Source organism: Serratia sp. HNCC26DJ206 (assembly GCF_057180605.1).
The window spans coordinates 68,946-83,552 of record NZ_JBXUGP010000021.1 but is presented as its reverse complement, the minus strand read 5'-3'; the positions used below and the strand labels follow the sequence as shown (position 1 = coordinate 83,552).

At 53.0% G+C, this 14,607-nt stretch carries 13 protein-coding genes and 1 tRNA gene; 7 read left to right on the top strand and 7 right to left on the bottom strand.

Annotated features, from left to right (window positions below; genetic code table 11):
- The first annotated feature begins 117 nt into the window (after window positions 1-117).
- The 7 genes from AC2A1E_RS15350 to AC2A1E_RS15320 all read left to right on the top strand — a co-directional run bounded on the left by AC2A1E_RS15350 (window position 118) and on the right by AC2A1E_RS15320 (window position 7,364).
- A complete protein-coding gene (locus tag AC2A1E_RS15350; RefSeq protein WP_484384459.1) occupies window positions 118-2,688 on the top strand; it encodes an outer membrane usher protein in 2,571 nt (856 codons plus the stop codon).
- 11 nt (window positions 2,689-2,699) lie between these two features.
- Window positions 2,700-3,449: a fimbria/pilus periplasmic chaperone gene (locus AC2A1E_RS15345; protein WP_484384458.1), complete on the top strand. Its 750-nt coding sequence runs from the start codon at window positions 2,700-2,702 to the stop codon at window positions 3,447-3,449.
- 63 nt (window positions 3,450-3,512) lie between these two features.
- A complete protein-coding gene (locus tag AC2A1E_RS15340; protein ID WP_484384457.1) occupies window positions 3,513-4,037 on the top strand; it encodes a fimbrial protein in 525 nt (174 codons plus the stop codon).
- A gap of 19 nt (window positions 4,038-4,056) precedes the next feature.
- Window positions 4,057-4,545, top strand: coding sequence for a fimbrial protein (locus tag AC2A1E_RS15335; protein WP_484384456.1), 489 nt, complete (start codon window positions 4,057-4,059; stop codon window positions 4,543-4,545).
- An 11-nt stretch (window positions 4,546-4,556) separates the two neighbouring features.
- A complete protein-coding gene (locus AC2A1E_RS15330) occupies window positions 4,557-5,090 on the top strand; it encodes a fimbrial protein (protein WP_484384455.1) in 534 nt (177 codons plus the stop codon).
- Window positions 5,091-5,170: 80 nt separating this feature from the next.
- Entirely contained in the window at window positions 5,171-5,998 is an 828-nt protein-coding gene (locus AC2A1E_RS15325) for an MrpH family fimbial adhesin (RefSeq protein ID WP_484384454.1), read from the top strand.
- Between the two features lie 427 nt (window positions 5,999-6,425).
- A complete protein-coding gene (locus tag AC2A1E_RS15320; protein WP_484384453.1) occupies window positions 6,426-7,364 on the top strand; it encodes a LysR substrate-binding domain-containing protein in 939 nt (312 codons plus the stop codon).
- A 53-nt stretch (window positions 7,365-7,417) separates the two neighbouring features.
- Here the strand turns inward: AC2A1E_RS15320 and AC2A1E_RS15315 are convergent, their stop codons facing one another.
- The 7 genes from AC2A1E_RS15315 to aspA form a co-directional block, all read right to left on the bottom strand.
- Window positions 7,418-7,846: an EVE domain-containing protein gene (locus tag AC2A1E_RS15315; RefSeq protein ID WP_484384452.1), complete on the bottom strand. Its 429-nt coding sequence runs from the start codon at window positions 7,844-7,846 to the stop codon at window positions 7,418-7,420.
- Between the two features lie 718 nt (window positions 7,847-8,564).
- Window positions 8,565-8,640: transfer RNA gene (locus tag AC2A1E_RS15310), tRNA-Phe, on the bottom strand.
- Between the two features lie 142 nt (window positions 8,641-8,782).
- Window positions 8,783-9,358 carry a transcriptional regulator gene (locus AC2A1E_RS15305; RefSeq protein ID WP_484384451.1) on the bottom strand — a complete coding sequence of 192 codons (576 nt, stop codon included), beginning with the start codon at window positions 9,356-9,358 and terminating at the stop codon, window positions 8,783-8,785.
- A gap of 73 nt (window positions 9,359-9,431) precedes the next feature.
- Window positions 9,432-11,144, bottom strand: a complete 1,713-nt coding sequence (locus AC2A1E_RS15300; protein ID WP_484384450.1) for a protein-disulfide reductase DsbD — start codon at window positions 11,142-11,144, stop codon at window positions 9,432-9,434.
- Window positions 11,120-11,443 carry a divalent cation tolerance protein CutA gene (cutA, locus tag AC2A1E_RS15295; RefSeq protein ID WP_459400958.1) on the bottom strand — a complete coding sequence of 108 codons (324 nt, stop codon included), beginning with the start codon at window positions 11,441-11,443 and terminating at the stop codon, window positions 11,120-11,122. Before cutA ends, AC2A1E_RS15300 begins: the two co-directional genes overlap by 25 nt.
- Before the next feature lie 126 nt (window positions 11,444-11,569).
- The gene (locus tag AC2A1E_RS15290) at window positions 11,570-12,871 is read right to left on the bottom strand and encodes an anaerobic C4-dicarboxylate transporter (protein WP_484384449.1); all 1,302 of its coding nucleotides are present in this window, start codon (window positions 12,869-12,871) and stop codon (window positions 11,570-11,572) included.
- A 123-nt stretch (window positions 12,872-12,994) separates the two neighbouring features.
- Window positions 12,995-14,431 carry an aspartate ammonia-lyase gene (gene aspA, locus AC2A1E_RS15285; RefSeq protein ID WP_459400960.1) on the bottom strand — a complete coding sequence of 479 codons (1,437 nt, stop codon included), beginning with the start codon at window positions 14,429-14,431 and terminating at the stop codon, window positions 12,995-12,997.
- Window positions 14,432-14,607: the final 176 nt, after the last annotated feature.

Sequence of the window (14,607 nt, the reverse complement as noted above, 5' to 3'; positions counted from 1 at the left end):
CGCTGACGTGATGATGGAGAATCCGCGCGTCAAGACAGATTTACTTCCCCGGCAGGGTATTCCCTTCAATAACAACCATAACGTCCGGGAAAGTCATTAACGCATAAAGGTCAATGGATGATGAGCACCCCACTTGTAGGAGTACAGGTTCCACGCCCCCGACTGCTGCCGTTGCTGATTGCGCTGGCACTGGTGAATGGCCAGGTGTCTGCCGCAAAACCCATCGAATTCAATACCGACGTGCTGGATGTGCAGGAGCGCGGCAATATCGATCTGAAGCGTTTTGCCCGTGCTGGCTATGTAATGCCGGGCGAATACAGCCTGGTGGTTAACGTTAATCAACAGGAACTGTCGGAACAATCGATTCAGTTTTATCCGGCGGAAAAAGATCCGGCTAACAGTGAGGCCTGCCTCCCGGCCACGTTGGTGGAACAGATAGGGCTCAAAGAGGAGTTTGCCCGCCAACTGACCTGGTGGCATAACGGCCAGTGTTTGGCGTTCGGCAGTCTTGAAGGGATGGCGGTACGCCCCGATTTGGGCAGCAACACCCTGTACCTCAGCATTCCGCAGGCTTACCTGGAATACAGCGCCGCCGACTGGGATCCGCCAGCACGCTGGGATAACGGGATCCCCGGGCTGCTGCTGGACTACAACCTTAACGCGCAGAATCAGCGTCAGACCCAGAATGACAATGTGCAGAAGGGCTATAACCTGAGCGGCAACGGGCTGGTGGGCGCTAATGCGGGAAGCTGGCGGCTACGGGCCAGTTGGCAGACACAGATTGATCACCAGACCGGTTCAGGTGAGCCCATCCATCAGAAATTTGAGTGGACACAGTACACCGCTTACCGGGCGATCGCGCAGCTGCGCGCCAAGCTGACGGTGGGTGAAGATTTTCTCAATTCCGACATCTTTGACAGTTTCCGCTATACCGGGGTGAGCCTGGTGAGCGATGACGCGATGCTGCCACCGAACCTGCGCGGCTATGCGCCGGAAGTGAGTGGGGTGGCACGTACCAACGCCCGAGTGGTGGTCAGCCAGCAGGGGCGAGTGCTGTATGAAACGCTGGTGCCGGCCGGGCCGTTCCGTATTCAGGATCTGAGTAATGCGGTATCGGGGCTGATGGATGTCCGCATCGAGGAACAGGACGGTAGCGTGCAGGCGTTCAGCATCAGTACGGCCAGTATCCCTTATCTGACGCGGCCGGGCATGGTGCGCTACAAATTGGCGAGCGGACGGCCGACCGACTGGCGGCATCGCACGCAGGGCCCGCTGTTTGGCAGCGGCGAATTCTCCTGGGGCATCAGCAACGGCTGGTCGCTGTTCGGCGGTGGTTTAGCCGGTGATGAGTACAACGCCTTGGCGCTGGGGATCGGCCGTGATCTGATGGCATTTGGGGCACTGTCGTTTGACGTGACTCAGTCCAGAGCGCGCTTGCCGCAGGAAACCCTGAGTGGGGGATCGTACCGCCTGCGTTATTCGAAGAACTTCGATCAGATTGGTGGGCAGGTGACCTTTGCCGGTTACCGCTTCTCGGAACGCAGCTTTATGACCATGGGTGAGTTTATCGAGATGCGTAACCTTGGGGTTCGCAGCCAGAGCAGCAAAGAGATGTACACGGTGTCCTACAGCCAGCAGTTCCGCGACATGGGGCTGACGGCCAACCTGAACTACGACCACCAGACCTACTGGGATCGGGAAGCCAACGATCGCTACAGCCTGTCGTTGATGCGCTATCTCAATATCGGCCGTTTCAAGAATCTCAGCCTGTCGTTAACCGGTTACCGCAATCAGTACAACGGGCTGAATGACGATGGGGTGTTCCTCTCGCTATCCCTGCCTTGGGGCAACAGAGGGTCTGTCAGCTACAGCGGGACCTGGGATCGCAATGACAACACGCACCGGGTCAGCTACTCCGATCGCGTTGGCGATCGCGGCAGCTATCAGGTGAGCAGTGGGTGGACGCGCAACGGCGCGTTGGCGAGTGGTTTCTACAGCCATCAGGCTGATTGGGCACAGATTAATGCTACCGCCAGTGCTCAGAGCGGGAGCTACAGCACGGTGGGGCTGGCTCTACAAGGTGGAATGACCGCAACCCGTGAAGGGGCAGCATTGCACCGCGTAGCAATACCGGGTGGCACCCGTCTGCTGGTGGATACGGATGGGGTGGCGGGTATTCCCATCCGCAACTACGGCGCACCGGTGTTGACCAACCGCTATGGCAAGGCAGTGGTGGCGGATATGAACAGTTACTACCGCAATCGGGTGAACATCGATTTGGATCAACTGCCCGACAATGCCGAGGCGTTGAAGTCGGTGGTGCAGGCGACGCTGACTGAAGGGGCGATCGGTTACCGCCGGTTTGACGTGGTCGCGGGTGAGAAGGCGATGGCGGTGATCCGGCTGGCGGACGGCACGATGCCGCCGTTCGGGGCGACGGTACAGAATCTGAAAAAACGCGATGTGGGGATCGTCAATGACGGCGGCAGCGTGTATCTGAGCGGCATCCAGCGCGGTGAGACGATGACGGTGCACTGGGACGATCGGGCGCAATGTGAACTGATATTGCCAACCGTGTTGCCAGCCGGCGGGATGAAAGAATTGCTGTTGCCGTGCAGGATGATCACCCCGAAAACCACCACAACAGACTTGGCAGCAGTACAGACAAACGCTGAGGTAACACGATGATGGGACATGAAATGAAGAGAGTGAATACGGGGATGGCGCTGGTCGCCGGAACTTTGCTGTGTGTACTGACGACGCAGGCTCAAGCGGCTATCGCGCTGGATCGTACCCGGATTATCTTTGCCGGCGGGGAGAAGTCGGTCAGCCTGAGCGTGAATAATGACAACCCGCAACTGCCGTATCTGGCACAGGGCTGGATCGAGGATGAAAAGGGTAACAAGGTGACCAGCCCGCTGACGGTGCTGCCGCCGGTACAGCGCATTGAAGCCGGGGCGAAAAGCCAGGTCAAAGTGCAAGCGTTGCCGACGGTGGGCCAATTGCCACAGGATCGGGAAACGCTGTACTACTTCAATCTGCGCGAAATTCCACCAAAGAGCGATAAGTCCAACACCTTGCAGATCGCGTTGCAGACGCGCATCAAGCTGTTTTATCGGCCAAAAGGGCTGGTGAAGACCACCACAGAGATGGCAACGCCGTGGCAGGAGCAACTGACGTTGACCAGGCAGGGTGACAAATATGTGGTCAATAATCCGACGCCTTATTACGTGACGCTGGTGGATGCGGGGAGCCAAAAGGGCGTCAGTGCGCCAGGTTTTGAGCCGCTGATGCTGGATCCGAAAGGGAGTGCGTCGCTGGGCGTGGGGGCCTCTGTGCTGGGCAATTCGCCGGTACTGACCTACGTCAACGATTATGGTGGCCGCCCGCTGCTGACGTTCAGATGTGGTGGGGCGGACTGCCAACTGGTGCCGGAGAAGAAGGGCTAACCCAAACCGGTCGTGCCAGGTCACAGGGAGAGGGCGCGGGTCAGGTCTGCAAGGAGAGAACGAATGCAACAACATTATCCTGTACCGGGTGCAATGCGCACAGGGGCGATAGGCAAATATCGCTTCGGGGTGTTACTGAGCGTTTTGCTGATAAGTGCTCCCTCTATCGCCAACGTACCGGTGAATATCAGAGGGACGGTCATTATTCCACCGCCCTGTACGATTAATAATAATCAAACGATTCGGGTGGATTTTGGTGATGAAGTGATGACCACCCGTATCGATGGCGTTAATTATAAACAGGCGATTACCTATAGCCTGAGTTGCGATATCCAGAAATCTAATAATCTGAAAATGAGTATTCAGGGTACTGCGGCCAGCTTTAATTCGGCGTTGCTGCGAACGGATAAAAACGGTTTAGGGATCGCGTTATATCGCGGGACTCAGCCGTTAAATGCCAATACCTGGTTTAACTATACCTATCCCAGCAAACCGGAACTTTATGCGGTGCTGGTCAAACAGAGTGGGGCCACCCTGACCGGCGGTGAATTTACGGCGGCCGCGACGTTATTAATCGATTACCAGTAAACAGAGGGAGACAGAAGTCATGCGGATTTTACAGTTTTCCCTGCTGGTTGCGGGTTTAAGCGGGTATTTATCGATGGCGTTTGCTGCCGGGGGTGATGTGGCATTTCGGGGAACCTTGCTCGAGCCGCCTCCTTGCACCATCAACAGTGGTAATAATATCACCGTTGATTTCGGCCTGAAGGTCGGCATTAAAAAGGTGGATGGCGTTAATTATATGCAGGACATTAATTATAATCTGGTTTGTGAACCTAATACCCACAGCTGGGTATTAAAGCTGAAACTGACGGGGAACAGCACCGCGTTTGATAATGCGGCCGTGCAAACCAATATTAACGACTTGGGAATCAGGATCCTGCGTGACGGCCAGCCGTTTACCTTGGGGAGCGAACTCACTATCACATCAGCCAGCAAGCCCCAGCTCAGGGCCGTGCCGGTACAGAAGCCGGGGGTGTTGTTAACGGAAGGCCCCTTTGAAGCCGCAGTCACGCTTCAGGCTGATTACCAATAATAGGGAGCAATATGATGCGGTTTTCAGCACGATTATTACCCGTGATGCTAGGGCTTATTAGTTTATCCGGTTTATCCCAGGCTGCCGATAATGTCCGTTTCAGGGGCGCTTTGGTTGCGGAGCCCTGCACATTGCGGGCGGCAGATGAAAATATTACGGTCGATTTTGGTTCGATAGTGGATAAATATCTTTATCTTAATGGCCGTACGCTGGGGGAACCCTTGGTATTACATCTGGAAGATTGTGATATCAGCCTGGGAAATATGGTGAAGCTGACGTTTTCTGGTATTGAAAGCACCAAGCTTAACGGACTGTTGGCGATATCGGGTGCGAGCCAGACTCAGGGTATTGCCATCGGTATTGAAACGCAGCAGGGGAATCTGGTGGCGCTCAATACCGGGCGTTATAACCAGGGGCTGCTCGCGGGGAATAATACCCTCAGCCTGCGGGCCTATGTGCAGGGTGAACCAGACGCTATTACCCAGAAAAACATTATTCCCGGTGGCTTTACCGCCAGCGCGACGTTCTTATTGGAATATGAGTAGCCTGTTAATACGGCTTACCCTGATATCAACGATGTGGCTAATTGACACTCGACGGATAAGGGATAATCACAGGAGTGTTTATGAAAGCCATGAGAAATATTCTTTTGGCTGTCACGATGCTGACAGCTTTTAGCGCCCAGAGTGCGATTTATTCATATATTACGCGAAGTACCGGTACGCCGACGAATGCGCAATATTGGTGGACCATTGAATATTGGGACACCAATGATGCTACGCCGAACCCCTGTTATCGATGGTCACAATGCACGGCATTTATTGGCCATCGGCACAGCGACGCCGGGGAGGCGGGGCCTGGCGTTTCAGATGGTAACGAATATATTGATGCTATCCAGAATTATGCAACAGTAGGCGAGGTGGGGGCGGCTTTTCAACGTAAGTATTCGCTACCGCGCAGCGGCACTCAGTCTCACGTTGGTCCTGCGGTGACTCAGGAGTGCGTCGGGATTTACTATAAGTCTACAACGGGTACTGGGAATGCTGGCGGAAGCATCATGATGCCCAGCAGTTTATGCGGTATCGTACCGCCGCCGGTGGGCAAATGTGAATTTACCGAAACCAGCATTGAGCTGACGCACGGGCAGGTTCAGTTGAAAGATATTGAAGGGAACCAAGCTCGGCAGACCGGCTATGTCCGTTGTACACAAGAAATGGATGTTGTGGTTTACGCTGCGGGTGCGGGCGGCAATGGCCTGGTGAACCTCAGAAGCGACGGCAGCCTGCAATCCCGGTTGACCATTGGTGGCGTGAGTGGGTCAACGGGGGTCAGGATTCGTGCTCTGGCGAATATCAAGATGCCGCTGGAGTTTGTCTCCACCCTGACTAAAGTGGGGAGCGTGGAGGCCGGTGATTTCTTCGGTTCTGCCACGGCGATTCTGACCGTGCCGTAGTTTTGCCGACTGTTATGCTGGGGATTGGGGTTTAGCGACAATCCTCAGCATTTACGGGTAATGCGACTTGCCCCTCCTGTGTTTCAATCTTTGTTATCTCATCGGTTAATCAGTTGATGAAGTATTTATACCCGTCATACTTCAAGTTGCCTGGGTGTTGGCTGCGCCCGCTCGCACCAGTCACATAGTTATCTATGCTCCTGGTGACTCTCGGACTGGCCGCCTACATGCAACTCGAATTATTTAGGGTATACCAGAAAAATTCGTAATGTATTAATTTTATTGAACCTCTCAGCTCAGTGATTTGACAATAAAGGCGTTTCTTACTAGCTTATAACCAGGTTGAAATAAAAATTCACTCTCTATTGTTTAATAATTAAAGCAAGAAATCTACGATATCGTTATCCACCGAACAGAAGGGTGTTTCATGGCCGCATTACCAGAGATAGCCCACCTTAGAGTTCATCATTTTAAAGTCTTTGAGGCTGTTATTACGCAGGGGAGTATTAAGACTGCTGCCGAAGCTTTGAATCAAACTCCGTCAAGCGTGACACGCAGCCTTAAAGAGCTAGAGGCTGCGCTTGGCGCAACTCTTGTCATCAGAGGGAGAAATGGTGTTGTCCTCACGGATATCGGGCGGCTTTTCGAAATTCGTATGAAATTAGTGTTATATGAAATTCAGCGTTCCGTAGATGAAGTAAAACAAATCAGTCAATTACAGAACGGTACCGTTTCATTTGGCTGCTCTCACCTTAAAACACTCAAAATTCTTCCTGATGTCATCCAAAGGATCCAGAAAAGCTACCCAAAGGTCGGGATTTCTATTCATCAAGGACAACAGTCTGAGCTAATGCCTTCGTTACAGGTCGGTAGGCTAGATTTCTTTATCGGTATTCTCTCTAATGGTATCTCTCTTGAGGAATATATTGAAGAGCCTTTACTCACCTGCCGGTATGGCGTTATTGCCAGAAAAAATCACCCTTTAGGGAAAAGTACTTCCATTGTAGAGTTACGCAATGCCAAGTGGTATTTACCTTTGGCCGTTCCTGGATACTATAACTACCTTGAGGAAATACTTTTCCCTTCAGGTCAAGGGCCCGAGTCCTCTATATTAAGAGGAGACTCCCTTGCTGTTGGTGAACGACTTCTTCTGGAAGCCGGTTATTTATCTATCGCTCCATTACCCATGTTTGATCTTGAGTTTGTTAAAAATCAATTTTGTATTATTCCGATTAAAGAAGAACTGCCAGACGGTCACTATAGTTTGGTTTATCGCAAGCAGGGATCCTTGACGCCATTAGCAAAACTGCTGATCGATGAAATCCGCTCAGAGTGCAATAAACAGGTGACTAATCGGGTTAATTAACCCTGTCTACAAAGAGCGGCAATTGTTAAGTATGCTGCAACAGCTCGATGTATTTAACAAAGCCGTTCGATCCCCATCGCAGCCGCAATGATGTTGATGTCGTGAGTGCTGATCTGAAAAATCCCAAATCGCAGTTGATACCCCCAATTCCGATTGCCAGCGGAAAACTCCAAAACATTCAAGATCGGCTGAATAGGCGCTTCATTGGTATTGAACCAAGCCACATCGCGGCGGAAAGGGCAAAACCCGCCGCCCATATCGAATGGGTAAGGCTCACCCGGTTTGACAATGCCGAGGGCAGTGAAGGCCTGTAACTTATCTTTCCCTCTAAATTCAACGGTGGGCGAATAATAAACAACGCGATCCCCTGGCTTCACGCGGCGCAATGGGCCTGCTTTGCCGTGGCAAACCTGCATAAATCCGCCGGTTCTACCGCATTGCACATGCTCTGCCGAAGCTACGGCAATCCAGTTATTACTCATTTTTCAGGCTGCATAAAAAGAATGGAATACAAGTTTGTCATGGGGATACTCCGTATCGGTTGTGAATGAGTTGGTAGAAAAGTTGCTCAATGCAACCCATGCTAAGCCGCATTACTGTCAATTTCTGGCAGTAGCGATGATGGTTGGAATGTATGCCTTGACGGCAGAAGGCTTCAATATTAATCCTTGTGGTATGGTTTAACATCCGTCTGATTTTGCGAGGGTAATTCGTCGAGGGTTGTCGTTGAGTATGTATTTGCCATGTCGGAATTCTCTTTTTACTCAGCAAACAGGACGATTAAATGTTGAAAAAATTTATCCTTCTTACTCTCTTATGTGTGGTATCGGCTAGAGGCTTTTCTGCTGAGCCTGCTCGTCCTGAGGTGGCTGAATTGGTTAAGGCGTAGGAGGGCAATCAGGGAGCTCAAGTGTGGACGTTGCGCAATGTTAAGCGCTCAGAACATAGAGCATTCGAACGCGCATTCCCGCTGTAAAATGGGGAAAGTGTTCTGACTTGGGAGCGTGGTGAGTTTTGCCGCCGGGTTGATTTCGGCGCGTGCTGTAGCAATGGAATTAACGTTGAACAAGATGAACCCCCAGCGAGCACTTGATTGAGGTTGGGGCAACTTCTGTGGAACTAACAATGTGACGGAATCGAGTATAACAAGGATTTTAAAGGAGTTTACTTGAATTCAGGAGACTTGGGGAGAAGTGAAAGTGGTGCCCGGACTCGGAATCGAACCAAGGACACGGGGATTTTCAATCCCCTGCTCTACCGACTGAGCTATCCGGGCAACGGGGCGCATTAAACCGTATTGGCCGTGCGGCGTCAACGGCTTTATGGCAAAAAACATGAAAACAGCGTCAATTGCTGGCTTTTCAGTCAAGGCGCGCAGAACTCAGCCTTTGTGGCCAGGATCGGAGCGCGCCATTTTCTCAACTCAGCGCACCATACTTGCGGCACTGGGCAATTTTCAAAATATCCTCGGCCAACCGCTTGGCAACGGAAACATCCTGTAATTGCCGTTTTATCAGCAGTTTGCTCAAGCAGCCTTCTTGCACCAGTTCCATTTGCTGCGCCACGGCATCCGCATCGTCGGCTTCCATGTCACGCAATAGGTTACGGGTGAAATCCAGCGAGGCCTGTTTCTGTTGTTCCGCCAGTTGATGGATTGGATGGTCGGCGGCCGGGAAGAAACTGCAGGCAGCAATAAACAGGCAGCCAGGATAGCGTTCATTGCTTACATGTTCGGCCAGCACATCATAACGTGCCAGCAATTTTTGCTGTGGGCTCAGGGTTTCATCGAGCAGCAACTGGCGGCGCCAGGTATCAATCTGTTGGCCGTGATAGCGCAGGCAGTCATATAGCAGCGCTTCACGATCCGGCCAGAACGGTTTCATGGCGCTAAGCTGCGCACCTAACTTTTCTGCCAGCATTTCCAAGGTGGTGGTCGCCAGACCCTGCTTTTCCAACAGCTCCAGGGCGGTATCTAGAACCTGTTCACGTAGCATTTGTGCTCCCTCCAAAAATGGTTCTCAACTCACTCTATCCGCCGTCTTTACGACAACGTGAAAGCGATTACGGTTAGCGTACTGCTTGCTGCAAGTGTGCGCTGAACGCCGATGCATCCATAAACCCGGTCACGCGGGCGGCCGGTAGTTCCTCACCTGCCTGGTTAAAAAACAGGATGGTGGGCAGGCCCAGCACTTGCAAATGCTTGAGTAAAGCCACCTGCTCGGCATTATTGGCGGTGACATCTGCCTGCAATAACAAAGTATTAGCCAATTGTGCCTGCACTGCCGGATCGCTGAAGGTATATTTTTCAAACTCTTTACAGGCAACGCACCAGTCGGCATACAGATCCAGCATAACCGGTTTTCCCTGTGCCTGCTGTAGCGCCTGGTTAAGCTGCTCAATATTATCGATACGGGTAAAGTTCAGGTGTAGCTGATTGGCCTGCTGCGCTGCGGGTGATGCGCCAAATGCCCAATCCTGTAACGGACGGGCGGCGATCACCAACGCGGCCAATAACACTAACTGCATGAAGCGTGCCCAGCCACGGGATGATTTCAGGCTCAGCACAAACGCCCAGCCAAAGAACGCCAGGCCGAGCAGGCTCCACAATCTTAGCCCCCAAACATCACCGATCACCCGTTCCAGCAGGAACACCGGCAGTGCCAGGATCACAAAGCCAAAGGCTTCTTTGACGTACTGCATCCATGGGCCACTACGAGGCAACAGGCGGTTACCAAACAGCGTGACAAGCACCAGCGGAATGCCCATTCCCACGGCATAAAGATAAAGGGTGCCGCCCCCGGCCCACATATTGCCGCTCTGGGCGATGTACAGCAGGATGGCGCTGAGCGGCGCGGTGGTGCAGGGAGAGCAGATCAGCCCTGCCAATGCGCCCATCGCGAACACGCCCGCCAGCGATCCCCCTTGCTGGGTGTTGCTCCAGTTTGCCAACCGCGTTTGCAGCGAAGAAGGCAGTTGCAGCGAATAGCAGCCAAACATGGAGAAAGCTAAGGCGACAAACAGCAACGATAGCCCGATCAGCACGTAAGGATGTTGCAGTGCAGCCTGGAATTGAAGCCCGGCAGCGGCAACCACCAGGCCGAGCAAGGTATAGGTCAGCGCCATCCCCTGCACATACACTACCGCCAGCACCAGGATCCGCCCGCTGCTGTGTGGCCGTTCGCGGCCGAGAATGATGGCGGAAATCAGCGGATACATCGGCAATACGCAAGGGGTGAAAGCAATGCCGATACCCAGCAGCAAAGCCCACAGCGGTGAGAACGGTAGGCTGGCCGGTTTGATCTCGGCCGGGGTGACGGGGATGGGGGCCCGCGTGGCCGCCGCTACGGCATTTAGCGGAATAACGCGGGTTTCTGGTGGATAACAGAAACCGGCCTCGGCACAGCCCTGATAAGTCACGCTCAGGCTGCCGTTGGCGTCCGCCTGCAACAGCGGAATGTCCAGCGTCAGTTGCTGCTTGAAAATCGCCGTCTCGCCAAAGAATTCGTCTTTGTGGTCTAGCCCGGCGGGCAGTTCAAACTTGCCGAGCGTTGCCTGCTGCGCAACCAGTTTGATTTGCTGACGATACAGGTAATAACCCGGCCGGATCTGCCAGTTCAGGGTCAATTGACTGTCTTGCTGTTTAAAATCGAAGGCAAATGCCTGATCGACAGGCACGAACTGGTTGCCAGCGCTTTGGCCAAACAGCGAGGCCTGCACCGTTTGCGGCAGGAAAAACAGGCTGCAAAGCAGCAATATCAGTTTAATGAGGCGTTGATCCATGACAGGTAATCTTTATCTCCAGCCATCACCGGTAACACCAACAGCTCGGGCGTTTGATACGGGTGATGTTGTTTCAGGTAGGCGAGCAGGGCTTGCTGATGTTGGCGATCGCTTTTGAACAGCATCTGCACTTCATATTCCTGCTCCAGTTTCCCTTCCCAGTAATATAGCGAGGATGCACCGGGCAGCATGGTGGCGCAGGCCGCCAGTTTTTCCCCCAGTACGCGTGCCGCCAAGTCTTGCGCGGTCGCTTCATCGGGTGTGGTACAGAGTATGACGATAGCTTCGCAATCGGACATCTTCAGCCCCTCTCAACCAGATTATCAACAGGGCACTATACCCTGAAGCCAGGTTGGCTAGAAGGCGAGTTTATCACCGATGGGGAAATGAGACGGGAAAAGCGGGGCCGTAGCCCCGCCTGAGGATTACAGAATAACGCTGCCAATCAGGAAGCCGAACACCACCGCGAACACCACGCCCATGGTGCCGGGAATGAAGAACGGGTGGTTAAACACAAAGCGCCCGATGCGCGTGGTGCCGGTATCGTCCATTTGTACTGCCGCCACCAGCGTTGGGTAGGTTGGCAGAATGAACAGGCCGGAAACGGCGGCAAAGGAAGCGATGGCGGTCAGCGGGGTGACGTTCAGCGCCAGCGCCATCGGCATCAGTGCCTTGGCGGTAGCAGCCTGAGAGTACAGCAGCGCAGAACAGAAGAAGAAGATCACCGCCAGCAGCCAAGGGTGCGATTGGATTACGGTGCCCGCAGTCTCTTTGATCCAGTCAAGGTTGGCCTGCACGAAGGTATCACCCAACCAGGCAACGCCCAGAATACAGATACAGGCGCTCATCCCGGCTTTAAACGTGCTGGAGTTCAACACCAGATCGGTGTCGACGCGGCACAGAATGGTGGTCAGGGTAGCCACGCTCAGCATGATGATCAGAATGGCGTTGGTGGTGTTCATCAGCGGTGTGGCTACCAGGCCCATGCTTGGGCTGTTGATGATGGCGTAAGCCACCACGCACAGTACGCCAGCCAGGAACAGCAGTACCGACATTTTTGCCCGCGGTTTGATCTCCAGCACGTGGTCACCACGCAGGGTCACCAAGCCTTCTTCGAAGCGTTTTTGATAGATCGGGTCGTCAGACAGTTTGGAGTCAAACAGCAGGGTGACCAGCAGCGACATCAGCAATACGGCAAGGAAGGTGGAAGGGATCACCACCATCAGCATGTGCAGATAGCTCACACCGTGGCCTTCCATCACTGAAGACATATACACCACGGCCGCAGAGATAGGCGAGGCGGTAATGGCAATCTGCGCAGAAACCACGGCGGTAGACAACGGGCGGCAAGGCTTGATGCCCTGTTCTTTGGCCACTTCGGCAATCACCGGCAGCGCAGAGAGGGAGATATTACCGGTACCGGCAAAGATGGTCAGAAAATAGGTGACGATCGGCGCCAGAATGGTGATGTATTTTGGGTTCTTACGCAGCAGCTTTTCGGTTTGCTGCACCAGATAATCCATCCCGCCGGCAACCTGCATCGCGGCGATCGCGGCAATCACCGCCATAATGATAGAAATAACATCGAAAGGAATACTGCCGGGTTTGACGCCAATCATCGCCAGTACCAGCACCCCAAGGCCCCCTGCAAAGCCAATCCCGATGCCGCCTAACCTGGCACCCAGGAAGATGGCAAGCAGAACGATCACTAACTCCACTGCTAACATAGTGTTTACCCCTTAAAATGACGATTTATGAAGACTAAAAGTTAATAAGTTGTGGAAGCCAGAAAGAAAAAAGGCACGCTATCCAAAGGATGAGCGTGCCTTTCAGGCTACCGGATGTGTCTATTATTGTTCGTTTTCATCTGTATAACGTTTCGCTTTATAGGCCGGGTGCATCAGGTTCTCGACAGAGAAAATGTCATCCAGCTCAGCTTCGGTCAGCAACCCGCGCTCCAGCACCACTTCACGCACGCTCTTACCGGTTTCGGCACAAATTTTGCCCACGATGTCACCATTATGGTGGCCAATGAATGGGTTCAGATAGGTCACGATACCGATAGAGTTGAACACGTAGTGCTCACACACTTCTTTATTCGCGGTAATACCGTTAATGCATTTTTCCAGCAGGTTGTAGCAGGCGTTGGTCAGAATGTGGATTGACTCAAACATTGCCTGACCAATCACCGGTTCCATTACGTTCAACTGTAACTGACCCGCTTCAGCTGCCATGGTAACGCAGATATCGTTGCCAATCACCTTAAAGCAAACCTGGTTCACCACTTCCGGGATCACCGGATTCACTTTGGCTGGCATGATGGAAGAGCCAGCCTGCAGTTCTGGCAGGTTGATTTCATTCAGGCCAGAGCGCGGGCCGGAAGAGAGCAGGCGCAGGTCGTTACAGATCTTGGAAAGTTTCACTGCCAAGCGCTTCAGCGCACTGTGCACCATCACGTAAGCACCGCAGTCGGAGGTGGCTTCGATCAGATCTTCGGCCGGAACCACCGCCAGGTTACTGACTTCCGCCAGCTTCTGTACGGCCAATTGTTGGTAGCCTTCCGGGGTGTTGAGCGCAGTACCGATCGCCGTAGCACCTAAGTTGACTTCCAGCAGCAGTTCCGCCGTGCGGTGCAGGTTGCGGGTTTCTTCATTCAACAGCACGCTGAATGCGCGGAATTCCTGGCCCAGGGTCATCGGAACCGCATCCTGCAACTGGGTACGGCCCATTTTCAGAATGGTTTCGAACTCTTTGGATTTGCGGTCAAAGCCTTCGCGTAATTGGTTGATGGCGTCGATCAGTTTCTGGTTGGATGCATAAACCGCGATACGGAAGCCGGTAGGATAGGCGTCGTTGGTCGACTGGCATTTGTTGAGATGATCGTTCGGATTGAGGTATTGATATTCACCCTTCTGGTGGCCCATCAGCTCCAAGCCGATATTCGCCAGCACTTCGTTGGTGTTCATGTTCAGCGAGGTGCCCGCACCGCCCTGAAACACATCCACCGGGAATTGGTCCATGCACTTGCCTTTGTCCAACACTTCATCACAGGCCTGGATGATGGTATCGGCGATCTTGCGTGGAATGGTTTTCAGCTCTTTGTTGGCCAGTGCCGCGGCTTTTTTTACCATCACCATACCGCGAACAAACTCAGGAACATCGCTGATCTTACTGTTACTGATATAGAAGTTTTCAATCGCACGCAGAGTATGAATACCATAGTAGGCTTCTGCGGGTACTTCACGTGTTCCTAACAGGTCTTCTTCGATACGAATGTTGTTTGACATGAGAACCTTCTCTATGTTGCTGCCGAATTAATTATTTGCTTAATAACGGAGTTATGTTGCCGAGAGCTCCAAGTGCGGAAGTATTGACCGCATCGATTGTTGCTACCCAGATCATATGCTGCTTTGTAATAAATGAATGAACGCAGATCACTATCTGGTGTTTCAGAAAACTAGAG

Bases quoted from the DNA above. Each gene is read 5' to 3' on its own strand.
- AC2A1E_RS15350 (WP_484384459.1), top strand. From the start codon at position 118: ATGATGAGCACCCCACTTGTAGGAGTACAGGTTCCACGCCCCCGACTG.
- AC2A1E_RS15345 (WP_484384458.1), top strand. From the start codon at position 2,700: ATGAAGAGAGTGAATACGGGGATGGCGCTGGTCGCCGGAACTTTGCTG.
- AC2A1E_RS15340 (WP_484384457.1), top strand. From the start codon at position 3,513: ATGCAACAACATTATCCTGTACCGGGTGCAATGCGCACAGGGGCGATA.
- AC2A1E_RS15335 (WP_484384456.1), top strand. From the start codon at position 4,057: ATGCGGATTTTACAGTTTTCCCTGCTGGTTGCGGGTTTAAGCGGGTAT.
- AC2A1E_RS15330 (WP_484384455.1), top strand. From the start codon at position 4,557: ATGATGCGGTTTTCAGCACGATTATTACCCGTGATGCTAGGGCTTATT.
- AC2A1E_RS15325 (WP_484384454.1), top strand. From the start codon at position 5,171: ATGAAAGCCATGAGAAATATTCTTTTGGCTGTCACGATGCTGACAGCT.
- AC2A1E_RS15320 (WP_484384453.1), top strand. From the start codon at position 6,426: ATGGCCGCATTACCAGAGATAGCCCACCTTAGAGTTCATCATTTTAAA.
- AC2A1E_RS15315 (WP_484384452.1), bottom strand. From the start codon at position 7,846: ATGAGTAATAACTGGATTGCCGTAGCTTCGGCAGAGCATGTGCAATGC.
- AC2A1E_RS15305 (WP_484384451.1), bottom strand. From the start codon at position 9,358: ATGCTACGTGAACAGGTTCTAGATACCGCCCTGGAGCTGTTGGAAAAG.
- AC2A1E_RS15300 (WP_484384450.1), bottom strand. From the start codon at position 11,144: ATGGATCAACGCCTCATTAAACTGATATTGCTGCTTTGCAGCCTGTTT.
- cutA (WP_459400958.1), bottom strand. From the start codon at position 11,443: ATGTCCGATTGCGAAGCTATCGTCATACTCTGTACCACACCCGATGAA.
- AC2A1E_RS15290 (WP_484384449.1), bottom strand. From the start codon at position 12,871: ATGTTAGCAGTGGAGTTAGTGATCGTTCTGCTTGCCATCTTCCTGGGT.
- aspA (WP_459400960.1), bottom strand. From the start codon at position 14,431: ATGTCAAACAACATTCGTATCGAAGAAGACCTGTTAGGAACACGTGAA.